The sequence below is a fragment of the Burkholderia sp. MSMB1588 genome, assembly GCF_001546925.1.
GTDB classification, from domain to species: Bacteria; Pseudomonadota; Gammaproteobacteria; order Burkholderiales; family Burkholderiaceae; genus Burkholderia; species Burkholderia humptydooensis.
The window spans coordinates 1,168,328-1,195,080 of the sequence record NZ_LNJS01000001.1 but is presented as its reverse complement, the minus strand read 5'-3'; the positions used below and the strand labels follow the sequence as shown (position 1 = coordinate 1,195,080).

General features: G+C 66.3%; 25 protein-coding genes. 14 read left to right on the top strand and 11 right to left on the bottom strand.

Annotation, left to right across the window (positions count from 1 at the left end; translation table 11 throughout):
• Positions 1-71: 71 nt before the first annotated feature.
• Entirely contained in the window at positions 72-1,145 is a 1,074-nt protein-coding gene (locus tag WS92_RS17165) for a DUF2242 domain-containing protein (RefSeq protein ID WP_059929580.1), read from the top strand.
• Positions 1,146-1,294: 149 nt separating this feature from the next.
• Here the strand turns inward: WS92_RS17165 and WS92_RS17160 are convergent, their stop codons facing one another.
• Entirely contained in the window at positions 1,295-2,068 is a 774-nt protein-coding gene (locus WS92_RS17160) for an SDR family oxidoreductase (RefSeq protein WP_015601248.1), read from the bottom strand.
• Between the two features lie 250 nt (positions 2,069-2,318).
• On the opposite strand from WS92_RS17160, the gene WS92_RS17155 reads away from it, so the two are divergent.
• The 6 genes from WS92_RS17155 (at position 2,319) to WS92_RS17130 (ending at position 7,197) form a co-directional block, all read left to right on the top strand.
• Complete coding sequence (locus WS92_RS17155; protein WP_006026306.1) at positions 2,319-3,218, top strand: LysR family transcriptional regulator; 900 nt, start codon at positions 2,319-2,321, stop codon at positions 3,216-3,218.
• Between the two features lie 181 nt (positions 3,219-3,399).
• Positions 3,400-4,068, top strand: a complete 669-nt coding sequence (locus WS92_RS17150) for a DUF2239 family protein (protein WP_059929582.1) — start codon at positions 3,400-3,402, stop codon at positions 4,066-4,068.
• A gap of 24 nt (positions 4,069-4,092) precedes the next feature.
• Positions 4,093-5,421 carry a carotenoid oxygenase family protein gene (locus WS92_RS17145; RefSeq protein ID WP_059929584.1) on the top strand — a complete coding sequence of 443 codons (1,329 nt, stop codon included), beginning with the start codon at positions 4,093-4,095 and terminating at the stop codon, positions 5,419-5,421.
• A gap of 84 nt (positions 5,422-5,505) precedes the next feature.
• Positions 5,506-6,159: an ArsR/SmtB family transcription factor gene (locus WS92_RS17140; RefSeq protein ID WP_059929586.1), complete on the top strand. Its 654-nt coding sequence runs from the start codon at positions 5,506-5,508 to the stop codon at positions 6,157-6,159.
• A gap of 10 nt (positions 6,160-6,169) precedes the next feature.
• Positions 6,170-6,517 carry a DsrE/DsrF/TusD sulfur relay family protein gene (locus tag WS92_RS17135; protein WP_006026301.1) on the top strand — a complete coding sequence of 116 codons (348 nt, stop codon included), beginning with the start codon at positions 6,170-6,172 and terminating at the stop codon, positions 6,515-6,517.
• Between the two features lie 65 nt (positions 6,518-6,582).
• Positions 6,583-7,197 (top strand): class I SAM-dependent methyltransferase, encoded by a 615-nt coding sequence (locus tag WS92_RS17130; RefSeq protein WP_059929588.1) that lies wholly within the window; start codon positions 6,583-6,585, stop codon positions 7,195-7,197.
• 23 nt (positions 7,198-7,220) lie between these two features.
• On the opposite strand, the gene glmS is transcribed toward WS92_RS17130, so the two are convergent.
• Complete coding sequence (gene glmS, locus WS92_RS17125; protein WP_059929590.1) at positions 7,221-9,080, bottom strand: glutamine--fructose-6-phosphate transaminase (isomerizing); 1,860 nt, start codon at positions 9,078-9,080, stop codon at positions 7,221-7,223.
• Between the two features lie 119 nt (positions 9,081-9,199).
• Here glmS and WS92_RS17120 point away from each other — a divergent pair, with 119 nt between their 5' ends.
• A complete protein-coding gene (locus tag WS92_RS17120) occupies positions 9,200-9,736 on the top strand; it encodes an Lrp/AsnC family transcriptional regulator (protein ID WP_061083869.1) in 537 nt (178 codons plus the stop codon).
• A gap of 146 nt (positions 9,737-9,882) precedes the next feature.
• Here WS92_RS17120 and WS92_RS17115 read toward each other — a convergent pair whose 3' ends face one another.
• Positions 9,883-11,424: a MocR-like pyridoxine biosynthesis transcription factor PdxR gene (locus tag WS92_RS17115; protein ID WP_059929594.1), complete on the bottom strand. Its 1,542-nt coding sequence runs from the start codon at positions 11,422-11,424 to the stop codon at positions 9,883-9,885.
• Between the two features lie 146 nt (positions 11,425-11,570).
• On the opposite strand from WS92_RS17115, the gene WS92_RS17110 reads away from it, so the two are divergent.
• Positions 11,571-12,209: an FMN-binding negative transcriptional regulator gene (locus WS92_RS17110; RefSeq protein WP_006026296.1), complete on the top strand. Its 639-nt coding sequence runs from the start codon at positions 11,571-11,573 to the stop codon at positions 12,207-12,209.
• A gap of 65 nt (positions 12,210-12,274) precedes the next feature.
• On the top strand, positions 12,275-12,526 hold the full coding sequence (locus WS92_RS17105; protein WP_059929596.1) for a hypothetical protein: 252 nt from the start codon (positions 12,275-12,277) through the stop codon (positions 12,524-12,526).
• Positions 12,527-12,940: 414 nt separating this feature from the next.
• Here WS92_RS17105 and WS92_RS32480 read toward each other — a convergent pair whose 3' ends face one another.
• From WS92_RS32480 to WS92_RS17070, 6 genes are all read right to left on the bottom strand, one after another.
• Positions 12,941-14,533: a T6SS phospholipase effector Tle1-like catalytic domain-containing protein gene (locus tag WS92_RS32480; protein WP_082743527.1), complete on the bottom strand. Its 1,593-nt coding sequence runs from the start codon at positions 14,531-14,533 to the stop codon at positions 12,941-12,943.
• 22 nt (positions 14,534-14,555) lie between these two features.
• Entirely contained in the window at positions 14,556-15,041 is a 486-nt protein-coding gene (locus WS92_RS32475; RefSeq protein WP_082743528.1) for a DUF3304 domain-containing protein, read from the bottom strand.
• A 30-nt stretch (positions 15,042-15,071) separates the two neighbouring features.
• On the bottom strand, positions 15,072-15,926 hold the full coding sequence (locus WS92_RS17085; protein WP_059929603.1) for a DUF4123 domain-containing protein: 855 nt from the start codon (positions 15,924-15,926) through the stop codon (positions 15,072-15,074).
• On the bottom strand, positions 15,926-18,559 hold the full coding sequence (locus WS92_RS17080; RefSeq protein WP_061083868.1) for a type VI secretion system Vgr family protein: 2,634 nt from the start codon (positions 18,557-18,559) through the stop codon (positions 15,926-15,928). The genes WS92_RS17085 and WS92_RS17080 overlap by 1 nt, the downstream gene beginning before the upstream one ends.
• A gap of 322 nt (positions 18,560-18,881) precedes the next feature.
• Positions 18,882-19,676, bottom strand: a complete 795-nt coding sequence (locus tag WS92_RS17075; protein WP_059932786.1) for a DUF2182 domain-containing protein — start codon at positions 19,674-19,676, stop codon at positions 18,882-18,884.
• 49 nt (positions 19,677-19,725) lie between these two features.
• Positions 19,726-20,328, bottom strand: coding sequence for a DUF1326 domain-containing protein (locus tag WS92_RS17070; RefSeq protein WP_015601794.1), 603 nt, complete (start codon positions 20,326-20,328; stop codon positions 19,726-19,728).
• A gap of 463 nt (positions 20,329-20,791) precedes the next feature.
• Here WS92_RS17070 and WS92_RS17065 point away from each other — a divergent pair, with 463 nt between their 5' ends.
• Positions 20,792-22,192 carry a sensor domain-containing diguanylate cyclase gene (locus WS92_RS17065; RefSeq protein ID WP_006026287.1) on the top strand — a complete coding sequence of 467 codons (1,401 nt, stop codon included), beginning with the start codon at positions 20,792-20,794 and terminating at the stop codon, positions 22,190-22,192.
• Between the two features lie 863 nt (positions 22,193-23,055).
• Here the strand turns inward: WS92_RS17065 and WS92_RS17060 are convergent.
• Entirely contained in the window at positions 23,056-23,241 is a 186-nt protein-coding gene (locus WS92_RS17060) for a hypothetical protein (protein ID WP_009911877.1), read from the bottom strand.
• A 14-nt stretch (positions 23,242-23,255) separates the two neighbouring features.
• Here WS92_RS17060 and WS92_RS17055 point away from each other — a divergent pair, with 14 nt between their 5' ends.
• From WS92_RS17055 to WS92_RS17045, 3 genes are all read left to right on the top strand, one after another.
• A complete protein-coding gene (locus WS92_RS17055; protein ID WP_059932720.1) occupies positions 23,256-24,290 on the top strand; it encodes a LacI family DNA-binding transcriptional regulator in 1,035 nt (344 codons plus the stop codon).
• 65 nt (positions 24,291-24,355) lie between these two features.
• Positions 24,356-25,417, top strand: a complete 1,062-nt coding sequence (locus WS92_RS17050) for an ABC transporter substrate-binding protein (protein WP_059932722.1) — start codon at positions 24,356-24,358, stop codon at positions 25,415-25,417.
• A 71-nt stretch (positions 25,418-25,488) separates the two neighbouring features.
• The gene (locus WS92_RS17045) at positions 25,489-26,313 is read left to right on the top strand and encodes an ABC transporter permease (RefSeq protein WP_006026284.1); all 825 of its coding nucleotides are present in this window, start codon (positions 25,489-25,491) and stop codon (positions 26,311-26,313) included.
• Positions 26,314-26,421: 108 nt separating this feature from the next.
• Here WS92_RS17045 and WS92_RS35865 read toward each other — a convergent pair whose 3' ends face one another.
• Entirely contained in the window at positions 26,422-26,625 is a 204-nt protein-coding gene (locus tag WS92_RS35865) for a hypothetical protein (RefSeq protein ID WP_043282537.1), read from the bottom strand.
• Positions 26,626-26,753 lie beyond the last annotated feature (128 nt).

The window sequence follows — 26,753 nt, the reverse complement described above, 5'->3', positions numbered from 1 at the left end:
GGCAGCGCCGAGCCCGCGCATCTGCCAGGGCCGGATTGCGCTGCACGTGGCCGGCCACTTCGAATTACGCCATGCACAACCGATTCCGACCGTTTCTCGTTGCGTCCGCCGTGGCGATCGCGACCGTGCTGTCCGCCTGCTCGTCGGCGCCCAAGCCTCTTTACCAGCAGGAACAGTTCGACGCGACCGCGAGCCCGTACGCGCGCACGTTCCACGAAAAATCGGCTGCGACGTGCGAAGCCGCGCGCCGCGCGCTGCTGAGCCAGGGCTACATGGCGAGTGCGACGCGCGCGGATGCGGTCGAAGGCAGCAAGAACTTCCAGCCGAGCAACGATTCGCACGTCGTCATCGAATTTCACGTCGTCTGCGCGGACGCGGACGTCGACGGCGCGTCGAGCATCGCGTATGTGAACGCCGTGCAGGACCGCTACTCGCTGAAGAAGAGCAACACGTCGGCAAGCGTCGGCCTGAGCGTGTTCGGCTCGCTGTCTCTGCCGATCGGCTCGAGCGACGACGCGATGGTCAAGATCGCGAGCGAAACCATTCCCGCCGGCGTGTTCTACGAGCGCTTCTTCAATCTCGTCGACCATTTCCTGAAGATCGACCCGGCGCGGCGCGACAAGGCGGCCGTCAAGGCAGCCGAGAAGGAACGCGTCGCGCCGCTGCCCGAACCGGCGGAGACTGCCGAAGGCGCGCCGATGAAGCTGAAGACGCCTGTCGCGCCGACGCCGCCTGCGGAGCCCGTGCATCCGTCCGCGCCCGAGACGAACGCCGCGCCAGCGCCCGCTTCGGCTCAGGCCGCTGCGTCGGCGCCCACGGCCGCGTCGACGCCGACACCTACGCCCGCATCGGCACCCACACCGGCTTCCGCCCCGACGCCGGCTTCCGCGCCCGCCCCGGCGCCAGCGGCGAGCCCGGCGTCGTCGATCGCGCCGGCGGCCGCGCCGCTCGCATCGGCAGATCAACCGGAGCGGGTGGAGAAATCGATCTCGACAACGGCAACGGCGACGATGCCCTCTTCGACGTCCGCTTCGACATCCGCTGCGACATCGACGCCAGCATCGGCACCGGCATCGGCCGCCGCGCTGCCCCCGATGTCGCCCGACGCGACGCAATCCGCCCCGCGCGACATCAACGCGAACTGAGCCCGCCGTCCCGGCGCCCGCACTGCCTCGGGCGCGCCATCGCCATCGCCATCGATCGGCGCAGCGGAGCGCGCGACGGGCGTGGGGCGTGGGGCAAGGTCCGCTGCTCGCCGCAAGACTTCGCCGCGCCCCGCCACCGCCGACTCCGCTTACTTCGTCGTATACCCGCCGTTGATCAGGATCGTCTGGCCGGTGATCCACCAGCCGTCGCTGACGAGGTGGCGAATGAACGGCACGACGTCCTCGATGTCGGTCAGGCCCGTCCTCGAGAATGCCGACAGCGCCGCGGCCGTCTTGTGATACGCGACCGCGTCCGCGCCTTCGGCCGGATAGAAGAACGGCGTATCCATCGGGCCGGGGCCCACCGCCGTCACCGAGATGCCGCGCGCGCCGTACTCCTTCGCCGCCGCGCGCGTGAAGTGCTCGACGCTCGCCTTCGTCCCCGCGTAGGCTGCGTAGAACGGCGTGAATGCGCCGAGCAGCGACGTGACGAGCGTGACGATCTTGCCGTTGTCGTTCACGTGCTTGCCCGCTTCCTTCAGGAAGAAGAACGCCGTCTTCGAATTGACGGCCGCCATCTCGTCGTATTCGGCCTCGGTGATCTCGACGAACGGCTTCTTCAGCACCTTGCCGACGGTGTTGATCGCGATGTCCGGACGGCCGACCGCAGCCGCCGCGTCGGCGAACAGCTTCTCGACGGCGCCCGCCGTCGTCAGATCCGCCTGCAACGCGACCGCTTGCGCGCCGGCCGCCTTGACCGCCGCCACGGTCTCGTCCGCGGCGCCCCGGGATGCCGCGCTGTTGTAGTGAATCGCGACCGCCTTCGCGCCTTGCGCGGCGAGATCGCGCGCGATCAGCCCGCCGAGGTTCTTCGCGCCGCCCGCGATGATGACGGTTTTGCCCTTGATGCCGTGGTCTGCCATGTTTGCTCTCCGTTTTGACGCGCGGTGCCGTCCGATACGGCCTCGCATGCCTTCGGATGATATAGTCCAAAAAATCCTTATAAAGCCGTCACTTCTGACATCACCCGTCAGAAAATTCGACCAATTGTCGGTTAGCCCACGTTCCACCCCGCAACGATGACCCCGCTCGCCCCCGCACTCGCGCCCGCGCCGCCCGCCGCATCCGGTACGGCGGACATGCCGTCCCTCCCGCGTCGCCACGGAGCCGCCGATGGACCGCATTGACCTCTTCCGCGTGTTCGCGCGCGTCGTCGAATGCGCGAACTTCACGCGCGCGGCCGATACGCTCGGGATGCCGCGCTCGTCGGTATCGGCGGCGATCCAGGAGCTGGAAGGCCGCGTCGGCGCGCGGCTCTTGCACCGCACCACCCGCAAGGTGACGCCGACCCAGGACGGCGCCGCGCTCTACGAGCGCTGCCTGCGCCTGATCGCGGACGTCGAGGAAACCGAAAACCTGTTCCGCCATTCGATCGTCGGGCCGAGCGGCACGCTGCGCGTCGACATGCCAGGCCGCATCGGACGCCTGATCGTCGCGCCCGCGCTGCCCGGGTTTCTCGACCGATATCCGCAGATCAGCGTCGACCTCGGCGTCACCGATCGCGCGGTGAACCTGATCGAGGAACGCGTCGACTGCGTGCTGCGCGTCGGCACGCTGAGCGATTCGGGCCTCGTCGCGCGCGCGATCGGCGACCTGCCGCTCATCAACGTCGCGAGCCCCGCCTATCTCGCGCGCCACGGCGTGCCGCACACGCCCGCCGATCTCGAGCGCCATCAGCCCGTCAACTACGCGTCGCCGTCGAACGGGCGCATCGCGCCGTGGGAATGGACCGAAGGCGATGCGGTGAGGCGCGTCGCGCTGCGCGGGCGCGTGACCGTCAACAGCGCGGAGGCGTACATCGCGTGCTGCCTGTCGGGGCTCGGCCTCATCCAGATTCCCGCGTACGACGTCGCTGCGCACCTGCGCGCGGGCGAGCTCGTCGAAGTGCTGCCGAACCATCGCGCGGCGCCGATGCCGATGACGCTGCTGTATCCGCACCGGCAGCATCTGTCGCGACGCTTCCAGGTATTCGCCGAATGGCTGGAGGCGCTGCTGCGGACGAAGGTGCTGTAGGCGTCGAAACGCGCCTCCGCATCGAGCGCCGCCTCGCGCCTCGCGCCTCGCGCCGCACGGCGCACGGCGCACCGCCCGACAGGCGCGGCGGCCGGACAACAAATATTACCCGGATATTATTGACATCCAATTTATGCCCGGATATAAATATCGCATTGTTCCGATCAATGAGACCGATGCGATGACGAACCCTCATCTTCCCTCCCATACCGCGTTCGACGGCTACCGGCGCCTCGCGGCCGGCCCGTTGCCGGCGGTCGCGCTCGCGATCAAGCGGGCTGTCGCCAGCGACGCGATCGGCGGCGCGATCCTGATCTTCGACAACGCGACCGGCCGCTCGATCGACATCGACACGCGCGGCTCGGACGACGAAGTCGCCGCCCGCTACGCGCAAGCCGCGACGCCCGGCGAGCCGGCTGATGCGAACCACGAAACCGCATCCGACGCCGCCAGCACCGCCGGCGTCGACCCGCTCGCGAACGGACCGCGCGGCCGCGGCCGCCCGAAGCTCGGCGTCGTCGCGCGCGAAGTCACGCTGCTGCCGCGCCACTGGGAATGGCTCGCGACGCAGCGGGGCGGCGCATCGGTCGCGCTGCGCCGCCTCGTCGACGAAGCACGCCGCTCGCACGCGCACAAGGACCGAAGCTGCCGCGCGCAGGAGCGCGCGTACCACTTCATGTCGGCGATCGCGGGCGACATGCCCGGCTTCGAGGAAGCGTCGCGCGCGCTCTTCGCGAACGACGGCGCGCGGCTGCGCGAGCTGATCGCCGGATGGCCCGCCGACGTGCGCGATCACGCGCTCGCGCTCGCGTCGCCGGGCGATGACGCGCCATCGCCCGGCGCGCGCTGACCCACCCTGACACACCAGACGACGATGACCATCGATTTGAATGCGGGCGCCTTGGCGCCCGTGACCGACGAGGTCGACGCCGTCGACCTGCGCATGACCGGCGCGATTCCGCGCGACCTGAACGGCGTGCTCGTGCGCAACGGGCCCAATCCGCTGCGCGGCCGCTTCGACGGCGGCGGCGTGCTGTCGTGGTGGCCGGAAGACGCGATGCTGCATGCGATAACGTTCGGCGACGGCCGCGCGACGCGCTACCGCAACCGCTGGGCGCGCACGCAGCGCTGGGCGCGCGTGTACGATCCGGCGCGCGCGCCGTTGCTCGTCGACACGAATCCGAACGTCAGCGTGCTCGCCCACGCGGGCGAGATCCTCGCGCTCGCCGAAGGCGGCGCGCCGCTCGCGATCACGGCCGGGCTCGACAGCATCGGCGCGGCGCGGCGCCATCCGGGCCTCGCGCGCGGGATGGCCGCGCATCCGAAAGTCGATCCGCAAACGGGCGAGCTGATCGCCTTTCGCGCCGACTGGAACCAGCCGTGGCTGCGCTACGGCGTCGCGAACGCGGCCGGCGTGCAGACCGTCGACGCGGAGATCGCGTTGCCCGCGCCGTCGATGATGCACGACATCGCGATCACCGCGACGCACAGCATCGTGTTCGACCTGAACGTCGCGTATGACTTCTCGATGCTGTCGCGCGGCCACCGGATGCCGCTGCGCTGGCACGACGAGCGTCGCGCGCGCATCGGCGTCGTGCCGCGCCGCGGCGGCGACGTGCGCTGGTTCGACGTCGCGCCGTGCTTCATCCAGCACGTCGTCAACGCGTACGACATCGATTGCCCGGCGATCGTGCTCGACGTCGTCCGCTACCCGTGGTTCCTGCGCGTCGCGCGCGACGGCCGCGGGTTCGACGCCAATCCGGTCGGCGTGCTGTGGCGCTATACGATCGATCTCGTCGCGGGAACCGTCGCCGAGCAACCGCTCGACGACGCCGGCATCGAGCTGCCCCGGATCAACGAGAGCCGCACCGGCCGCCGCCACCGGTTCCTGTATGCGGCAGAACAGCCGACCCACGTCGAATTGCGCGGCGTCGTCCGCTATGACGTCGACGGCGGCTCGACGCAGCGCTACCGGGTGCCGCCCGGCGACCAGAACAGCGAGCCGGTGTTCGTCCCGCGCCCGGGCGCGATCGATGAGGACGACGGGTGGCTCCTCGCCTGCGTGTATCGCCATGCAACGGATACGAGCGACGTGGTGATCCTCGACGGCCGGTCGATCGACGACGGGCCGATCGCGACCGTGCACCTGCCGCGACGCATCCCGGCGGGTTTTCACGGCGCTTGGCTGCCGGGCAACGGCTGAGCGGGATCGATGCGGCGAACCCGCGCCGTTCGCCGCCAGCAATCTTCGCTTCACATTCATTCCAACAATTACTAGAATGTTGGCATGAGAGACGCCAAAGACCATCTGTACCTCCAGGTTTCGCGCATCGGCAAGGCGATGTCGAGCCCGAAGCGGCTCGAACTGATCGAGCTGCTGTGCCAGGGCGAAAAGACCGTCGAGATGCTCGCGTCGCAGGCCGACATCAGCGTGAAGCTCGCCAGCGCCCATTTGAAGGAGCTGCGTCAGGCGCGCATGGTGGACAGCCGCAAGGAAGGCAAATATGTGCTCTACCGCCTCGCCGGCGACAGCGTCGCGAACCTGTGGGTCGCGTTGCGCGCCGAGGCGGAAGAACGTCTCGTCGAGTTGCAAAGGGCGCTCGGCGCGATCGTCGAGCATCACGACGCACTGCACGGAATGAACCGGCGCGACATCCTGAAAAAGGCGGCGGCGGGCGAGATCGTCGTTCTCGACGTGCGCCCTTCGAGCGAGTACAGCGTGCGCCGCCTGCCTCACGCGCGCTCGCTTCCGCTCGCGGAGCTCAGGAAGCGGCTCGGCGAATTGCCGAAGGACGTGCCCGTCGTCGCGTACTGCCGGGGGCCGTTCTGCCTGATGGCCAAGGACGCGGTCGAACTGCTGCGCCGGCGCGGATACCAGGCGTTCCACTTGACCGACGGCGTCGCGGAATGGCGCGCCCGAGGCCTTCCCCTCGAAGAATGACGAGGATGCGATGAAGACCCTGCTGATTCTCAACGATGCCCCTTACGGCACCGAGCGCGCTTACAACGGCGTCCGGCTGGCGGGCGCGCTGTCGAGAGGCGGCCACGAAGTCAGGATCTTCCTCGTCGGCGACGCCGTCGCCGCCGCGCACAAAGGGCAAAAGGTGCCGGCGGGTTTCTACAACCTCGAAGTGATGCTGGGAGCCGTCATTCGAAGCGGCGGAGCCGTCGGCGTTTGCGGGACGTGCATGAATGCAAGGGGCCTGGCGGTCGACGACCTCGTCGCCGGAGCGCACCGAAGCTCGATGGACGAACTGGCCGAATGGTCCGTGTGGGCCGACAAGGCACTGGTGTTCTGAGCCTCGCGCGACGACGAAAACCGTCATCACCGAGCCCGGATCGCTCGGCCATCGTGATAACAGACATGGACAGCAAACAGCATTGGGAAGCGGTGTATCGCACGAAGGCGGCCGACGCGCTCAGTTGGTATCGCCCGCACCTGGACACCTCGCTCCGCTTGATCGACCGATTCGCCCCCGGCCTCGGCGCGAACATCATCGACGTGGGCGGCGGCGAGTCGACCCTGGTCGACGATCTGCTCGCGCGCGGCTACGAGCACGTGACGGTGGCCGACGTGTCGAGCGTCGCGCTCGACGTCACGCGACGCCGGCTCGGCGACGCCGCGTCGCGCGTCCAGTGGATGGACGCCGACATCACGCAGGCGGATCTGCCCGCGAACGAATACGACGTGTGGCACGACCGCGCCGTGTTCCACTTCCTCACCGAGCGCGCGCCGCGACGCGCATACGTCGAGCGGCTGTCGGCGTCGCTGAAATCCGGCGGCTGCGTCGTCATCGCCACGTTCGGGCCGGCGGGTCCCGCGCGCTGCAGCGGCCTCGACGTCGTCCGATACGGCCCGGACGAACTGTCGCGGGAATTGGGCGCCGGCTTCGCGTTGGTCGAAGCCTCGTACGAGACGCACCGCACGCCGGCCGACGCCGCCCAGCAGTTTCTCTATTGCGTGTTTCGCAAGGCCTGAAGACGGCCGCGCCGCCGGCATCGTCACTCGACCGTCACCGACTTCGCGAGATTGCGGGGCTTGTCGATGTCGGTCCCGCGCGCGAGCGCCGCATGAAACGCCAGCAGTTGCATCGGGATCGCATGCAGGATCGGCGACAGCGGACCGTAGTACTCGGTGAGGCGAATCACGTCGATGCCCGGCGCGCTCGCGAGCCCGCAGTCGACGTCGGCGAACACGAAGAGCCTGCCGTTGCGCGCGCTCACCTCGTGCATGTTCGAGCGCAGCTTCTCGAGCAGCCGGTCGTTCGGCGCAACCGCGATGACGGGCATCTCGTCGCTCACGAGCGCGAGCGGGCCGTGCTTCAACTCTCCCGCCGCGTACGCCTCCGCGTGGATGTACGAAATCTCCTTCATCTTCAGCGCGCCTTCGAGCGCGATCGGATAGTGCATCCCGCGGCCGAGGAACAGCATGTTCTCGCGCCGCGCGAGCCGCTCGGACCACGCGATGATCTGCGGCTCGAGCGCGAGCACCTTGCTCATCGCATCGGGCAGATGGCGCAGCGCATGCAGGTGCCGCTTCTCGTCCTCGTCGGGCAACCGTGCGCGCACCTGCGCGAGCGCGAGCGTCAGCAGGAACAGCGCGACCAACTGCGTCGTGAACGCCTTCGTCGACGCGACGCCGACCTCGATGCCCGCCCGCGTGATGAAGCTCGACGCGCATTCGCGCACGAGCGCGCTCGTCGGCACGTTGCAGATCGCGAGCGTGTTCAGCATGTCGAGCCGCTTCGCCGCGTGCACCGCGCCGAGCACGTCGGCCGTCTCGCCGCTTTGCGACACCGCGACGACGAGCGTCTGCGGATTCGGCACGCAGTCGCGATAGCGGAACTCGCTCGCGATCTCGACGTTCGCCGGCAAGCCGGCGATGCTCTCGATCCAGTATTTCGCGGTGAGCGCCGCGTGGTAGCTGCCGCCGCACGCGAGCAGCAGCACCGAATCCGCCGCGTTCAGCGCGCGCCACGCGCGGTCGCCGAACAGCTCGGGCATGATCGACGTGACGTCGAGCAGCGTGTCGGCAACCGCGCGCGGCTGCTCGAAAATCTCCTTTTGCATGTAGCAGCGATAGCCGCCGAGATCCGCCGCCCCGCCGTGCGCGGCGATCGTGTGCACCGCCCGCTCGACGCGCTGCCCGCTCGCGTCGACGATCCAGTGGCGATGCAACTGGATGTCGGCGACGTCGCCGTTCTCGAGATACGCGATCCGGTCGGTGACGTTCGACAGCGCGATCGCGTCGGACGCGAGAAAGTGCTCGCCGTCGCCGATGCCGACGACAAGCGGCATCCCGTCGCGCGCGCCGACGATCCGGTGCGGCTCGTCGCGGCACATCACCGCGATCGCATAGCTGCCGCGCAGCCGCGCAACCGCGCGCCGCACAGCGTCGAACAGGTCGCCGTCGTACAGATGATCGACGAGATGCGCGATCGCCTCGCTGTCGGTCTGGCTCGCGAACGCGTAGCCGTGTTGCTCGAGATCCGCGCGCAGCGCTTCGTAGTTCTCGATGATGCCGTTGTGCGACAGCGCGATCCGCGCACGGGTTTCGTCCGGCGCAGCGACGCCCGGCGCAGCGACGCCCGGCGAAAAATGCGGATGCGCGTTGGCGGTCACGGGCGCGCCGTGCGTCGCCCAGCGCGTGTGCGCGATGCCCGCATAGCCCGACAGCGCGCGGGCCGAGATCTCGCGCTGCAGCATCGCGACGCGATCGACGCTGCGCGCCCGGACGAGCCGCCGGTCCTGATAGACGACCACGCCGCACGAATCGTAGCCGCGATATTCGAGCCGCTTCAAACCGTCCACCAGGTTGGGCACGACGTCGCGCCGCGCCACCGCGCCGACAATTCCACACATATCGCTCTCCGTAAAACGATCCGCTCGGGGATCGATGAACGCGATGGTAGAATCGCCTGAATGGAATTTAATTTCAAAAATTTTAGTGTTTTGAAATTTATATGACATTTAACATCGATATGAAATTAAATTTCAAATCGACATCGCAGGAGAACCGCTTGGCCGACGCCCATCTCGACGAACTGGACCTTCGCATCCTCGCCGCGCTGCAGGCCGACGCCTCGATCTCGAACGTGGAGCTCGCCGAACGCGCGTTGTCGTCGCCGCCCACCTGCATGCGGCGCGTGCGCAAGCTGACGGAGGCCGGAATCATCGAGCGCCGGATCGCCGTCCTCGATCGCGGCAAGACCGGCGCGACCGTCACCGCGATCATCGAGGTCGGCCTCGATCGGCAGACGGCCGAGGACTACGACGCGTTCGAGACGTACGTCTGCGCGCAGCCCGAAGTGACGCAGTGCTATCGCGTGTCGCCCGGGCCCGACTTCGTCGTCGTCGCGGACCTCGCCGACATGCCCGCGTACGACGAATTCGCGCGCCGGCTGTTCACGCACGCGTCGAACGTCCGCAATGTGAGAACGTTCTTCTCGACGCATCGCGCGAAATTCGAGGCGAACGCGCCGGTGAGCGTCACGCTCGGCAAGCGGGCGGGCGGCTGACGGCGTCGATCGGACGGGGTCGCTCGCGCCGGCGGGCCGTCGCTCATCGACGATGCGGTTCTGCCGCGCGTCATCCCCGCCTTCGCCTTCAATCACGATCGCATCACAAACGGCCAGCCCCACGCGCCGAACGCATCGACGTCACGCTAACGGCGCCGCCCCGCCCGCGCGCGCGACGCCTCGCCGCCCGCCGCGGCGATCACCTCGGCAAGCCGCCGCGCCGCCGCATCCATCTGCTCGCGGCTGAATCCGCCGAAGCCGAGGACGAGGCCGGGGCGCGCCGTGCCCGGCGCGAACATCGGCGACACCGCGCGAACCGCGACGCCCGCCTGCGCGGCCATCGCCGCGACGCGCAGGTCGTCGACGCCCGCCGCGAGCCAGAGCACCGCATGCATGCCCTGATCGCCCGGCTGCAGCCACGCGAGATCGTCGGGCAGCAGCCTGCCGACCGTATCGATCAGTTGCGCGCGATGCTCCGCATACACGCCTCGCACGCGGCGGATGTGGCGATCGAAATGCCCGTCGGCGATGAAGGCCGCGAGCACGTGCTGGTCCGCGGTCGGCGCGTGGCGATCCATCAGCACGCGCGCGCCGCGAAACGCGTCGACCAGTTCGTCCGGCGCGACCAGATAACCGAGCCGCAACGACGGAAACAGGATCTTGCTGAACGTGCCGAGATAGACGACGCGGTCCGGATCGAGCCCCTGGAGCGACGGAAACGGATAGCCCCCGAAGCGCAGTTCGCTGTCGTAATCGTCCTCGATCAGCCATGCGCCGTCCGTGCGCGCCCACGCGAGCAGCGCGCTGCGCCGCGCCATGCTCATCGGCATGCCGAGCGGATACTGATGCGACGGCGTGACGAACGCGGCGCGCGCATCGCGCGCGAGCCGGATGCCCGCGTCGACGTCGATGCCCTCCGCGTCGACCGGCACGCGCACCATCGCATCGCGCCGCCCCGCGCATTCGAGAATCGCGGTGATGCCGCGATACGCGGGATTTTCGACCCACGCGCGATCGTGCGCGCCCAGCAGCACCTGGCACGCGAGAAAGAGCCCCTGCTGCGTGCCGCTCGTGACGATGATCTGATCGGGCTCGCAATGCACGGAGCGCGACTTGCGCACATAGTCGGCGATCGCTTCGCGCAGCGGCAGCACGCCCTGCGGCTCCGCATAGCCCATCGGCGCGGCGGCTCCCTTCGCCCGCAGGCGGTTGCCGAGGCGGCGCCACACGTCGTCGGGCGCCGTCGCGCCGACCGGCACCGAAATCGCGAACGGCACCGGCGGCAAGGGCTCGAACTCCCGCGCGACGCGCGCATACGCGGCAGCCGGCTGCGGCAGGGCCGAACGCGCCGCCGACGTCTCGCGGCGGCGCGCGGCGCGCGGCGCTTCGCGAGCGATTCGCGAATGCGGCGGCTCGGCGAGCGCATGCGCGACGCGGGTCCCGACGCCGCCTTGCGACTCCAGAAACCCTTCCGCGATCAACTGCTCGTAGGCGTCGACCACCGTGCCGCGCGCGATCCGCAGCGACGCGGCGAGAAACCGCGTGGACGGCAGCGCGTCGCCCGGCTCGACTTCGCCGTCGCGAACGGCGTCCCGCAGCGCTTGCGCCAACTGCCTGCTCAGGTTGCCGGCCGCTCGGTCGAGCGTGCCGAGCGACGGAATCTCGATGATGCGGGCGCGTCTCGCCATAATTCCGGTTCACCAGAAACTGTTCAAACTGGCTCTACAGAATAAACCAGTTCGAGACGACAATGGCCGCATCGTTCAACCCCGACTTCAACCCCCGACTTCAACCCCGATACGCTGCGCGAACGCAGCCCGACCGTGGAGCCGCCATGTACGTCCCCGCCCATTTCGACGAACGCCGCACCGACGTCCTGCACGCGCTGATCGCGCGACACCCGCTCGGCATCCTGATCACGCACGGCGCCGGCGGACTCGACGCGAATCACATTCCGTTCGAGCTCGCGCCGGGCGACGGACCGCTCGGCGCGCTGCGCGCGCACGTCGCGCGCGCGAACCCCGTCTGGCAACACGTGTCGAGCGGCGACGAGGTTCTCGTCGTGTTCCGCGCGGGCGACGCCTACATCTCGCCGAACTGGTATCCGAGCAAGCACGAATTCCACCGGCAGGTGCCGACGTGGAACTACGTTGTCGTCCATGCGCACGGACGGATCGCCGTTCGCGACGACGAGCCGTTCGTGCGCGGCGTGGTCGCGCGCCTCACGCGCACCCATGAGGCGACGCAGCCCGTGCCGTGGCAAATCGGCGACGCGCCGAAGGACTACATCGACACGATGCTGCAGTCGATTGTCGGCCTGCAGATCGACATCACGCGGCTCGTCGGCAAATGGAAGATCGGGCAGAACAAGGAGGCGCGCGACATCCGCGGCGCGGGCGAAGCGCTGAAGGCGTGCGGCAACGATACGATCGGCGACCTGATGCTCGCGAAGGCCGACGAGAATCCGGAATAGGCGCGACGACAGCGGCGACACCGGATTCGTTTCGTTCGGAATCCGGAACTCTGGCGTCGCGCGCGATGCCGGGATCGTCGTTTCCGGCAGACGAACCGCGCGCCGGCGATCCGGCGGCGCGCCGCGTCGATCGTCGGCAGCGGCTTCCCGAAATCGCAACAACGAGGGAACAGGTTCGAACGGGCATCGTAATCGACGCCCTCATGCTCGATCGGCGCCCACTCATCACCCACATCGCGATGCAAGTCGCTAATGACTGGTTCCATAACCTCGTATGGAACAATACTCCCGGTGCGATCCTGTATTTCATCGTTTGAATCGTAGGGACCACCCCAGACAAATACATATTCCTTGTCTTTGCCATCCCAAGGAGCTTGATTCGCAGTATCTTCGTAGCGATCGAAAAACCAACGCAGCATCGCCGCCTACTGCAGTTCCGGGGACGCGGAGGCAAACCACTCATCGCCTGGCTCGAAGTGACTTAGCTCAACGTTTTCGGCTTCCGGCGGGAGATCGAGATTTCGGTAGTCCATGTCCGTCTCATTCGTCCAGTCGGCCAGACTTACATTTCGTTGGAAATTAGTGTCCTCGATGGTAAGCATCGTGGTCTGTCCCATCGTGCTTCAAAAGGCTGGATATGCTTGTGATCGCGTGACCAAGTAACGGTCGCTCAACCTGATATCCACTCGATTGCACGACGAGGATCGGATAGAGGCGTGTACGCATCGCGTTCACGCGACGGCCACATCGCTTGGTCCAATGGGATCGTTCTCTGCCAGATACCGCGTCTGGTCGCAGTAAATCCCGCGCTGCTCGTAGAGCGCGCACGGCCACGACGTGAAAGCCGCGACCGAATCATGCACATATTCGGCCAACAGTTGATCGACAGCCGCCACCGGCGCGCCCGGCGCATCCCATGCCGAGAGGGTCATTTGCTCGTAGGGCGTCAAGGAGCGCGGCATCGGCGGATAGCTCTGGGGACCAGCGCGACGTTCAACCGGATGACGCAGGAATTCGATGTGCCGTATGAGTCGCTTCTGCTCGCGTAAAAGCTGCTTTGCTTGCTCTTCCGGGTCTTTCGGCACGTCGTAGACCCACTCGTTCGACTGGCAGGCGGGATGATCCGCGTCGGTTCCCGCTGGCACTGCCTTACAAAATGAATCGCTGAATTTCGCGTACCTATTCCCCAGCACGCGAGCATCCGCATTGTTATGAGCCAAGACGCCACGCCACCAAAAATTAAGGTAACGATGCGGCTGGATCAGCGCTTCGAGCGTGTCGCCGGATGCGGACGGCAGGGCGACCATATAGTCACTGTACAGCTTTACGACTCGCGCGTCGTCACGCAAATCGAAGTCCGCCCTGAAATCTACCTTCATCTGATCAAGAGGCGTCAAAGGCACTCCCGCGCGCAAGGCTTCGGCGAACATATGGCGCAGTGGAATCAACGACAGATCTTGGTGCCGCCCCTGCTCATCTGGTCCATATCCGCCTCCGACATCGGAATGCACGCCGGGGTACACGACCTCCTCGCAATTATCGGGGTAAGTCTTGTCGACGCGCACCGAATCGAGCGGAAACGCCTGCCGCACCTCGTGCGCGGCAACATAATGCACACAACGCTCGACCTCTACCGGAATCGCCAACTCCGACGCCCAGTCGAGATGCAAGGCCGGACCACCCACCGAAGCGACTGTATCGAATAGCCCGATAAAGTTGATGCGCAACGGCACACGCACGCCGCTCGGGGAGGTCCAATACAGCTTACCCCCGTCTTTCGTGCATTTTTCCTTGACGAATCGTCGAGCAAATGCACGCGCTTCTGTTGCTCCCCGAGAAAACCCAAAGACCGCCAAAGTGATTTCGCGCATGTGCGCCCATGATCCCGGTCCCCATATAACGTGCAATTGCCGAGAGAATTCCGCAAGCGCAAACTTGATGCGTAAATCACCGCCCACACCCAACCCTAGCCCAAGCGTTCCCCCGTCGTCATCTTTTAACTGGTCGGTATAGCCCACAACCTTGGGGAACCGGAACGGCGTTCCGACGCCCGGAATATAGACAGCAGCGGAATCTTGAGCCAAGGAGTTCTTTGTGACTTGAAAAAGCTTAACCACGTTCGTGTGCTTCTTGAGTGGAAGATCACGCTCCATGTTGTTGTTGGTGCCATCGAAGAAAAACGACAGCGCTGGATAAAGCCGGCATGCGATCGCGTCGTCACGATCGGCCGGACATTGCCGAACGGCGAGCCTCATGCCACCATCGATCGCCACACGTTTAAGCTCTTCGTTTGTAATAGGTGTAGCAGCTTGTCGAACCGACATGATTACTCCCCCTCAATTGACGTTACTTGGCAGCGCATGCTGGTGGGCTCGATGCAAATGCCAATATAACGGTATTGAGATCCCGCAGAATGACGCAGAGGTACGCATCGGTTTTGTACGGATCAGGATCTTGATGAGGCCCTCCAGATGGAAAGTGAATCTGAACACTATGTTTCTCCCGTTGCTGCGTGACGACCTTAGTCTTCGGGTCTTCTTCGGTTCCCCATTCCCAAGTCACAGTAACAGGTTTGCTCCAGTCTCCCCCACCCGGGAAACAGCAAACAGAATTCATCCCTCCCGAACGACTATCAACCACACCCGCCCAATATTTGTCAACAAATATATTTAATGCGTAGCGATCGGAATGATTGATCGGCACCATTGAAAGCGGCTGTCCTCGACCTGCAAACGGATCATCAGGCAAGAGGTTGGAACCAGCGCAGGCCGTTAGCGTAAAGACGGCGAAACCCGCAGCCAAAGCTGTGTGCCGAAACTTAGCAAAGGTCATCTTGTACGTCCCTGTCTACAAATGCCGTGATTATGCTTGCAGCCTATCGTTCGCGGCCGGCAACAACAACGTCAACAACGCAGCACCTTCAGACGTTGCGTCAAACGCTTCTCCATGCCGTGCGGCCAGTGCGCAGTATTCCATCCATGCGCCCGTTCCCTCAATGCCGCGCTGTCGAGCGCGATTGATCTGCCGACAGATAAACCCATATCGTTCACGCTCCGGCATGTCGGCAAGTACACTCGGCGCACGTTCTGCAAAATGCAGCAACACGCCGTCCGGCACACTCGCATCGATCAATGCATCCACCTGCCCCTGATCGAGCTTGAACGGCGGCCTGAGCGTCGCGGCGGAGGCCGGCATCCGATCCTGACGCCAGTCGATCTGACGCAGCGTGCCTTCGCGATCCCAATACGTCCACCTCAGGATCGGCGTGAGCCATGCCTGACGCTGCGCGTCGGACAGCACCGGCCCTTTCACGAACAGCGTCTCGTCGTCTTGCGAACCGACCAGCGTCGCGAGAATCGCCGGGTCCCAATACGCGAGCACGATCGGTTCGCCATCCGGCAAGCGCACGCGCAGAAACAACTTCAGATGCTCCGCGAGCGCCGCAAGCGGCAATGGCGATGCGAGCATCGTCGCGCACGGCGATGACGGTCCATGTCGTTCCAGCCATGCGCGCGCCGATTCAAAGTGACTTGGAGGGATATAGACGAGGTGCGGCGAAACGGCCTGCACGTCCGCTCCGCCGTCCATCAGGCACGCGACATGATCCGACCGGACCGACAATGCACCGGGCAGACTGCCGTTCTGCAACGGGTCGACGAGCACATATAGGTGCGCCCCTAACGAATCGGCCTCGCCGAACACGGTTTGCGTATCCATCAGCCCCCCGTCGACACGAACGCCGATCGCCCCGCCGCGCGCTTCATCATGCACGGCACGCACACCGCATCCGGCTGCGTCGGCATCGGATACGGCATGCTGGCCGGGCCCGAGAAGTTGTGCATGCTGCCCTTGATGTCGATCCTGCCCGGCGCATGGATCTGGATGTCCCCGTCCTTCAGCCGGATATACGCCTGCCCCGACGTGATCAGTATCTCCTTGTCCGCCGCGATCTCGATACGCTCCGTCGCCGACACGATTCGCACCGTCTTCTGGCCGATCAGATCGATCGTCTCGTGATGCGACTCGATCTGAACCGCGTCCTTCGCGAACAGCTTGATCCCGTCCTGCGCGAACACGCTCACCTTCTCGCCCGCGCTTGCCACGAACGACTTCCCCGTCGCGACGAACGCGCTTTGACCCGCGACGACGTTCACGTGCCGATCCGCCGACGCGTGCAGCGACTGAAACGTCGTCAGGCCCATGCCGCCCGCGCTGCCGAGCAGCATCGCCGGCACCTTGAAGCCGTTCGCGCTGCCCGTGCCGCCGCCCGACGTGCGCCCGCCGCTCAAGCCCGGCTCGACCGGCTGCCGCGTCGCGTCGGTCAGTTCCGTGAGCGCGTCGTGACCCGCTTTCAGACTCTCCGCGCGATGCTGCTCGCTCAGCGACGATTGCTGCGCGAGCACCTCGGCCGCGTCCTTCAGTTGATCGCGCGCCGCGTCCACCTCCAGTTGCTCGGCGTCATGGCGGGTCGAGTGCGTGCCGATGTACAGGCCGCGATTCGCGCGGACCGCGCCGTATTGGTCGGCATGCAGCGTGAAGCCCGAGCCGAGATAGCGGCCGCGCGTGTTGCCCTGCTGAACGATCCCGTAGCCGAGCGTCAGATGGCTGTAGTCGCCCCGCGTCTTGCTCAGCAGACGCGCACGCACCTGTCCGGTCGCATCGTCGAGCTGCATCTCGCTGTAACCGCCGCCGCCCCCGTATTCGCGCGACTGGAAGCCCGACAGCAGCCCGTCCGAATGCCACATCGGCGGCGTTGCCCCGCCCGGCGCGCGCGATACGATATACGGGCGGTCGCAGTCGCCGCCGACGAAATCGACATAGACGGTCTCGCCGCGACGCGGCACGTGTACGCCGCCATACTGCTGCCCGGTGTCCGACTGCGCGACCAGCAACGGCGGCGACGTCTCGAACGCGTCGGGCGGACTCTGCCTGTCCCAATGGAATCGCGCGCGCACGCGGTTCAGCGGATCGGTCCAGACCTCCTCGCCGTTCGGCGTGACCACCGTCGCCATCTCGACCGACATGGCCGGCTTGCGATGCTCGAACGGGCTGCGGTATTCGATGTCGGTTCGCTGCGCGTCCACTTCGATGACGTAGAGGCCCATCGCGCCGTCCTGCGGATGCGGCGCAACCGCGAACGCGGAGCCCTCACCCGAACGCGCCCGCTCGATGTCCGATTGCAGGCTGTACGGGAAATGCAGGCCCGAGCGGGCGATCGGCACGTTGTTCTCGATCGTCCAGCGGGCCGCGACGGCGACGAATTCCCGCTCCTTCGGATCGGCTTCGGCGTGCGCCGGATGATCGTTCAGCACGAACCGGCCGCCGACATCGACCCAGCGCGAGCCGCCGACACCGGCGTATCGCCTCGACCGCGACTCGTATTCCTCCGCTCGAATGCGCGCCCACGCAATGCCTCGATCCGAGTCCGGATACCGGTACGCGCCCGCGCTGTAGTCTTCGAGCGGCGGATACGGAATCGCCTTCTGCTCCTGCGTGCGCCAGTTCGTCCGCTCGACGTAGCGGGTCGTTTGCACCGACTGCCGGACCTCGAACGGCATCGCCGGCCGCTGGTAGTCGCCGGAACGCGAGGCGACGTGCACGCTGTTCAACTGGCGCAGCGTTGCCCATTGCGTGAACCCGTCGAACTCGTCGCCGGCATGGCCTCGATAGAAGTCGAGCGGCTTGGCGTCCGGCAGCGCCTCGACGCGATCGACGATCCGGAGCATCGTCTTCTGCTCGCGACCGTCGTGGGTCCAGTAGCCATAGAGCCCTTCGTCTTCCATGATCCGGTTGACGAAGTGCCAGTCGGTTTCGCTCTGCCGGCAATACGAACGCTTCGCGAGCGCCCCGCTCAGCGCGAACCGGAATGCGCCCTGAAGCGGCGGATAGCGATTGAATACGTCGGACAGGATGTCCTGCGCATCGCGGTCGAGCCAGAAATGCTCGTCGCGGCGATGCCGGAGAAAGTGCAGCGCCGACGAAAAGCCGATTTGCCACGACGTCAGGCCGCCGTCGGCCCCGAGCCGGCGCACGGTATGCACGTAGCCGTGGATCGGCCGGTAGTCGGCATTCAGGTCGAGCACGCCGCGCGGCTGCTGGAGCCACAGCGTCACGGGCTGCGCGATCAGCGCGTCGGGATTCAGGTCGTCGCGCGTGGTCGCGGCGTCGATTGTCCACGTGTAATCGCGGCCGAGCCTGGCGTCGCCGACCGCGCGCAACGGAATCAGCGTGTTCGCGCCGAGCGGCGTATCGAGCTTCAGCAGCCGCTCGCGCTGCAACAGCCCACGATGAATCGCCTCGAAGATCGGCGCATACGCCGCCTCCTGCGGCCCGCGTGGCCCCAACGTCATGGTTCAAGTCCTTTTTTTTTCTCAGGTTCGCCGGAATGGGGCGCGTCGCGCCCCTTGTTGTCAGGCGTTCGAGCGCGGTATCGGTACCGGCGAACCGCCATCTTTGGCGAATAAGGATACCAAATCCGCTGGGGAAAACTTGAAAGCAGCCAGCCTCCGGCGCGCCGGCCAAGTCTGGCTAACCAAAATGGACAGATATTTTGCGAATATTCCTCTACTTTTCACGCTGGAAAGATTGATACGTCAGGTCTTTCCGATTTCATTGTCCGCCGCGTCACCCGGCTGCCGGCTTTCTTGACCGGACGAGCCGGGGCGCCGTGTCTCACATTGCGCCCAATCCCGCCGCGGCGATCGACGCCGCCCACCCGAGCAGCGCGACGCCGAGCGGCGCGCTCAGCCGCCGGCCGTGCGGCAGGTTCTTCTCGGCCGACATCGCCGCGCCGATCACGAGCATCCAGCCGACGCTGCCCGCGCCCACCACAAACATCAGACACATCAGCATCCAGCAGCACCCGACGCAAAAGAGCCCGTGGCGCATGCCGAGCGCGAAGCTGTCCCGCCCCGGATGCCTGCCCCGCCACTGCTCGCTCACGAACATCAGCGGCGAGCGGCACTTGTCGAGGCAGCGATACTTGAGCGGGCTGAACTGATAGCCGCCCGCGAGCGTCAGCACGATCGCGCCGACGAGCCATCCATGCCACGCGAGCCACGGCGTGCGCCGCGCGAGCGCGTGCAGGCCGGCGTCGCCGGCATGGACGACGAGCCCGAACGCACTCCATGCCGCGAGATAGCCGAGCACGACGAGCAGCATCAGCCGGCTGCGGTCCGCCCGCGCGGCCGTCAGGCGCTCGAACGTTCGCAGCAGCGGCAGCACGGTCGGCAGCATCATCGCGACGATCATCAGCAGCCACGCGGCGACGTGCAGCACTGCCGGCACGATCGCACCCCCTGCCGGAATCAGCCGGCACAACCCGGCGAGATTCGTCGCGGACCAGTCGACAGGATGAAGAAAACGCGCATACGGGCTGCTGCCCCACATCCACAACGCGCCCCATGCCGCGACGATCGACGCGATCGCGAGCGGCACGAACACGCGGCGCGACGAAGTCGCGTTCATGACGATGCGCGCTTCGTGGATGCGCAACGGCGCTTCGCGCCGATACGCATTACGAATTGAACGTGAAGAAACCCTGGATCGCGTTCTGTCCGCTCAGGTCGAGATCGATGCCGAGCTTCTGTTCCTGCATGCGGAACGTGCCGGCCTTGCCGACGAACGCGGGCGATCCGGGGATCGTCGAGAAGATGCTCTCGACGAGCTTCGTCGGTTCGCCGGTCGGCCCCAGGTACGGTTCGAGCTCGGCGTAGGTGGTGTTGCCCACCTTCAGCGTGCCCCGACCGTCGCGCACGTCGAAATCGATCTGCGCGCGCTCGATCGCGACGATGTCGCCGAAGAGCTTCGAGAAATCGGCGAGCGGCCCGCCGCGTTCGCCGCGATAGACGCTGGCGAGCGCATCGAATTGCGCATCGGTCGCGCGTTCGTCGATGAAGATGATCACCCGCCAGTTGCCCTGCAGGATGTTGCCCGGCACGAACGCGGCAAACGCGACCGTCAGCCCCGACACGTCGACGTCGTCGATCCTGCCCTTGTCGTAGTGGTAGGCGACCGTCGCCCGGCACGTGCCGTTGTCGGGGTCCTCGCCGATCCAGCACGGGCAAAGCACCTTGCAATCGCACACTTCGAGTATGCGCCCCTCCAGGCTGTAGCTCATGATGACCTCCACCGCGACGAACATACCGGATTCGAGCCGGTCCATCGGTTAACTATATTCACGCCGCCCCGGCGTGGCGGCCCCTTCGCGACCCATGAAAACCCTAGGGTCTTTTACATACGAAACGCGGTTCGCCGCGTTTCCGTCGACGTGCGTCGAATGGTTGCGCGATCGAATGGCGCGCCGAAACGATGCGGCCGGCTGCTCGCGAATGTTTCATCACCAATTTCGCGGCCCGCCTGTGCTGCTCGCCGCTGCACAATCGGCCACGTCGGCTACCCGTCCGAGTGCATGAAACCGATCCGACCGTATTGTCAAACGAAAGGCGACGCCTATACTCACGTCAGACAACACACGACGCATAGCGAAACGAGGCGGCGCGAGACCCAACGCGCCAGACGGTTCACCGCCCGGCGCGCCGCCGATTTCCCACTTCGATCCAGACAGCGTTGCGGAGGCCACCGTGAGCACCGTCTATACAGCCCATGAATCGCCGCGTGCGATCGGCATAATCGCCCGGATCTACACCGCGTGCCTGCTGATCGGCTTCGCGCTCGTGCCCGCGTTCCTGATCGCCTACGTGCGATTCTTCGTCGATCCGCGGTTGATCTTCGAAAATCATCAGTTCCACGAACTGGCGATCGCCGCCGCGACGCTCGAGGGCCTGTTCGTCACCTACGTGACGTGGCGCTGCTATCTGTCGTCGGGCGAGCCGCTGCTGCGCTGGCTCACGCTCGGCTTCCTCGGCTTCGCGTTGATCTACTCGCTGCACGGCGCGTTCACCGGCATGGCGCACCGGAACATCTGGCTGTTCCTGCTGTACGGGCCCGCGTCGCGCCTCGTGATGTCGCTCCTGCTGCTCGTCGGGCAACTGTCGTACTTCCGGGACGCCGATCCGCCCGAGCAGCGCACGCGGTTCTCGACGTGGCTGCCGTGGATCGTCGGCTTCGTGCTCGTCTGCTTCGCGGTCGCCGCCATCTCGTATTCGCCGATCGCCGGCCATCCGTGGACGCGCACCTCGATGGAAGGCGGCGCGATGATCGTGTCGCTCATCAACGTCGCGCTGCTGCTCGCGCGGCGCATCCGCTCGCCGCTGATGCTCGTCTACGCCATCTCGGTGACGTCGTTCGCGCTGTCGTCGATCGCATTCATTCTCGGCAAGCCGTGGAATCATATGTGGTGGCTCGCGCATGCGATCTTCGCGGGCGGCTTCTTCATGCTGAGTTTCGGCGTCGTCCAGGCGCTGATGACGACTCGCTCGTTCGCGACCGTCTACAGCCAGCAGGATCTGATGGCGCGGCTCGCCGAATCGATGGCGCGCACCGAAGGCGCGCTGCAGGAGCTCAAGCGCACCAATCAGAAACTCGAGCACCTCGCGACCACCGATCCGCTGACGGGCGCGTCGAACCGGCGCAAGTTCATCGAGCAAATGCAGGCGGAAATCGCGCGCGCGAAGCGCGACGGCACCGCGTTCTCGCTGCTCGCGCTCGATCTCGACAACTTCAAGACGATCAACGACAACTACGGCCATCAGGTCGGCGACGTCGTGCTGCGCAATTTCGTGCGCCAATGCCTCGCGGCGATCCGCCCCTACGACCACATCGCGCGCGTCGGCGGCGAGGAGTTCATGGTGCTGCTGCCGCGCATGCTCGCCGACACGGCGAGCGGCATCGCGGAGCGCGTGCGGACCACGATCGCGAACGCGCCGTTCGGCATCGACGGCAAGCACACGCCCGTGACCGTGAGCATCGGCGTGTCGCAATACGGGCGCGACGGCGACACCGTCGACGAAATCCTGAGCGCCGCCGACAAGCTGCTCTATCGCGCGAAAAACGAGGGTCGCAATCGCGTGGTCTCGTCGTAGGCGGCAGGACGGACGCGAAGTACGCATCGTCGACGATTCGATCGGCAGCGTGCATGCCGACGCATCGCTCGCGCGCACCCGGCAACGCCGCGTGCGCACGTTCGAGTTCGTTTGAGCGGCGCGACAGCCGATTCCGGCCCAACTTCCGGGCGGCATCGCGCGCCGCCCACGTTGCGCACGCCACGCGGTTTGCGCGATTTTTTCATCGAACGAAGCACTCTATACGCCGAATCGTCGCGCCGCATTCCTGGAATGCCCGTCATGTTACAAACGAAGTCGCGCTCTGCGGCCTGCTCGACGCGAGCATCGCATACACGAACAACCAGTCGGGCAAGAACGCATGAGCAGCACGCGCTCTATCGCTGCGCAGCCGTCATCGGAAATCTCCCAAACCCCGCTTGCTTTTCCACTGGCGGCGCTTTCGTGTAATGCGGCTTCAGCGATGCGACCTTGATTTATCAAGGTTTTTGCGACCGGTCGGGAATTTCGAGGAATAGTTGATGGTACCGGGGACCGGACTCGAACCGGCAAGCCAGTTAAGGCGGCGGATTTTCGTCACACTGCTTCTTTCGAAGCCGGCGCCGCGCGGCGCCGTTCGTGCGCTGGACTATGCCTTCGCCATTGCGCGCGAGCCTTGCTGCCGCTCATGCGCGTTAGGCGCCCCCCGTCTAGTCTCTACACCTTCCCCGCCGCCGCGCTCTCGGCCGCTTCGGGGCTTGGCTCGGCGTTGCCTCGGCGCATCGCGCGCCAGGGGTTTCGCCGAATTTGAAGGGTTCTGCACCGGCCGTTTCCGGCCGGGCACTCAATCGTTTAAGTCCGCTATGTTTACCAATTTCATCACCCCGGCAAGGGCGGACGCGATTCTACCACTGCTCGCGCGCGCCCTTCCGATTTGCCCCTGAAAATGCAGCCCGAGCACGCTCGATCCGGCGTCGCCCGAAGCCGCCGCTCATTCTCCAGACATCGCCGCCGTCGACCGCCATCGCCGCCGTCATCAGTTCTTCATCGACGCCCCCGATAATCCCGTCGACGAAAACGTTTACACGCATCCGCCTCCCGCCTCATGACGCCGACCATCAAAGACGTCGCCGCGCTCGCCGGCTTTTCGATCGCAACCGTGTCGCGTGCGATCAACGCGCCGCACACGGTCCATCCCGCGACGCTCGAAAAGATTCACGCGGCAATCGGCGCGCTGCGCTTCCGCCCGAATCCGCTCGGCCGGCAACTGCGCAGCGACCGCACGCAATTGATCGGCGTCGTGCTGCCGACGCTCGCGAATCCAGTGTTCGCCGAATGCCTGCAAGGCGTCGACGAACTCGCGACGCAAGCCGGCTTCAAGCTGATCGTGATGTCGACCGAATACGACGCGATGCGAGAGCGTCATGCGATCGAGACGCTGCGCGCGCAGCGCGTCGAAGGGCTGATGCTGACCGTCGCCGACGCCGACGCGCACCCGCTCCTCGACGAGCTCGACCGCGACGGCCCGCTCTACGTGTTGATGCACAACGACACGCCGCATCGTCCGTCGGTCGCGGTCGACAACCGCCGCGCCGCGTACGACGGCGTGCGGATGCTGATCGAGCGCGGCCATCGGCGCGTGCTGATGCTCGCGGGCTCGCTCGACGCGTCGGACCGCGCGCGCCTGCGCGTGCGCGGCTATGCGCAGGCGCTCGGCGAGCACGGGCTCGAACCGCTGCCCGCGCTCGAGCTCGATTTCAACGCGCCGGCGCTGCCGCACGCGATGCTCGCGCATCTGACCACGCGCGCATCGCGGCCGACCGCGCTCTTCTGCAGCAACGACTGGCTCGCGATGGTCGTGATCCGCGGGCTGCGCGACGCGCGCCTCGCGGTACCCGACGACATGTCGGTGCTCGGCTTCGACGGCCTCGCGGTCGGCGAGCTGCTCGCGCCGCCGCTCGCGAGCGTCGCGACGCCGAATCGCGAGATCGGCCGCGCCGCATGGCGGCGTCTTGCCGAGCGCATCGCCGGCAAGCGCCATGCGCAACCCGCGCTGACCTTGCCGCACGCGGTGCGCGATGGCGCGACCGTCGCGCCGCCGCGCGATGCGCACAGTGCGCGCGCGTCGTGCATCGCGTGAAACCCGCTTTCGCCCGCTTTTGCCCTCTTCGCCCCTTTCGCTTCGCCCATCCAAGGAGACCTGTCGTGACCGTCCGCCGTTCACCTCTCCCGCGCTCGCCGTTCGCCGCCGCGCGCCGCGCGTGCGCCGCCGTGCTGCTCCCCGTCGCGTCGCTCGCGCTGTCGCTCGGCGCATCCGCCGCGCACGCGGAAGACACCGCGATCTGCTACAACTGCCCGCCCGAATGGGCCGACTGGGCCGCGCAGATCGCGGCGATCAAGCAGAAGACCGGCATTCGCGTGCCGTTCGACAACAAGAACTCCGGCCAGGCAATCGCGCAGTTGATCGCCGAGCAGAAGAGCCCCGTCGCGGACGTCGTCTATCTCGGCGTGTCGTCGGCGTTCCAGGCGAAGGACAAGGGCGTCGTCGCGCCGTACAAGCCCGCGCACTGGAACGACATCCCGGCGAACCTGAAGGATGCGCAGGGCTACTGGTTCGCGATCCACTCTGGCACGCTCGGCTTCTTCGTCAACAAGGACGCGCTCGACGGCAAGCCTGTGCCGCGCTCGTGGGCCGATCTGCTGAAACCCGAGTACAAGGGGATGGTCGGCTATCTCGATCCGTCCAGCGCGTTCGTCGGCTACGCGGGCGCCATCGCGGTGAACCAGGCGCTCGGCGGAAGCTTCGACAATTTCCAGCCGGCGCTCGACTGGTTCCGCAAGCTGAAGGCGAACCAGCCGATCGTGCCGAAGCAGACCGCGTACGCGCGCGTGCTGTCCGGCGAAATTCCGATCCTGCTCGACTACGACTTCGACGCGTATCGCGCGAAGTACAAGGACCATGCGAACGTCGAATTCGTGATTCCGAAGGAAGGCACGATCGCGGTGCCGTACGTGATGAGCCTCGTGAAGGGCGCGCCGCACGACGCGAACGGCAAGAAGGTGCTCGACTTCGTGCTGTCCGACGAAGGCCAGAAGCTGTGGGCGAACGCGTATCTGCGGCCGGTGCGCGCGCAGGCGCTTAGCGCCGACGTCGCCGCGAAGTTCCTGCCGGCGGGCGAATACGCGCGGGCGAAGAGCGTCGACTTCGGCAAGCTCGCGGCCGGCCAGCAGGCGTTCGGCAAGCAGTATCTGCAAGTGATGCAATAAGCCATGCGCCAGGCGGCGCGCGCTTCGCCGTTCGCCGCCCGTCATCCTCATCCGCACGAGTCGATCCCACGATGTCCGATCTCACGTTCCCGTCGCGCTGGCGCATCGCGCTCGTCGCGCCCGCGCTCGCCGTGTTCGTCGCATTCTGGCTGCTGCCGATGGTCTCGCTCGTGCGGGTGTCGGCGAACGGCGCGTTCGTCGACACCTATCTCGCGCTGCTGTCGAACCCGCGCTACATGAAGAGCCTCGCGTCGACGGTCGCACTGTCCGCGGCCGTCACGCTCGCGACGCTCGCGCTGTCGACGATCGCGGGCCTCTTGCTCGCGCGCCGCACGTTCGCGGGCAAGCGCACGCTGATCGCGCTGCTCACGTTTCCGCTCGCGTTTCCGGGCGTCGTCGTCGGCTTCATGGTGATCATGCTCGCCGGGCGGCAGGGCTTGATCGGCATGCTGTCGCAAAAGCTCGCCGGCGATCGCTGGGTGTTCGCGTATTCGGTCGCGGGCCTGTTCGTCGGCTATCTGTATTTCTCGATTCCGCGCGTAATCGTCACCGTCATCGCGGCGGCGTCGAAGCTCGATCCGTCGCTCGAGGAGGCGGCGCGCTCGCTCGGCGCGTCGCGCTGGCACGTGCTGCGCGACATCGTGCTGCCCGCGCTCGCGCCGGGCCTCGTCGCCGCGGGCGCGATCTGCTTCGCGACCGCGATGGGCGCGTTCGGCACCGCGTTTACGCTCGCGACCGATCTCGACGTGCTGCCGATGACGATCTACACCGAGTTCACGCTGAACGCGAACATCGCGACGGCGGCCGGCTTGTCGATCGTGCTCGGGATCGTCACGTGGGCGGTGCTGGCGCTCGCCCGGAACCTGACGGGCCAGGCGACGGCCGCATCCGCGTGAGCAGGACGCAACGACGGACGAATCGCCGCCGTTGCAAAGAAAAGGTCATCCGGCGCCCGGGCGAGACGCCGGAACCGCGCGCCTCGACCGCCCTCGCCGGCGCGGCGATTACTTCTTCGTCGACGACAACTGCCCCTTCGGGTTGGTCAGCCAGTTGTTCGCGTTGACGACGAGCGTATTGGCGTTGGTGAGCAGCGTGCCGAGCGCGCTGCTGTTGATCGTGAACGTGCCGCCCAACAGGTTGAACGTGCCGTCGATCAGGTTGTCGCCGCCGTGAATGCGCTTGCACTGCTCCATCGTTATCGTTTGCATCGATCACTCCCTCCTCGTAGACAACAAAAAAGAACGGGGCTGCCACTCTCGTTCCGTATGCAACCAGACCCTGGCCATCGACAATCGCCCCCGCAACTTGCCGCATGACGCGCCGTGTTCGAGCGTGC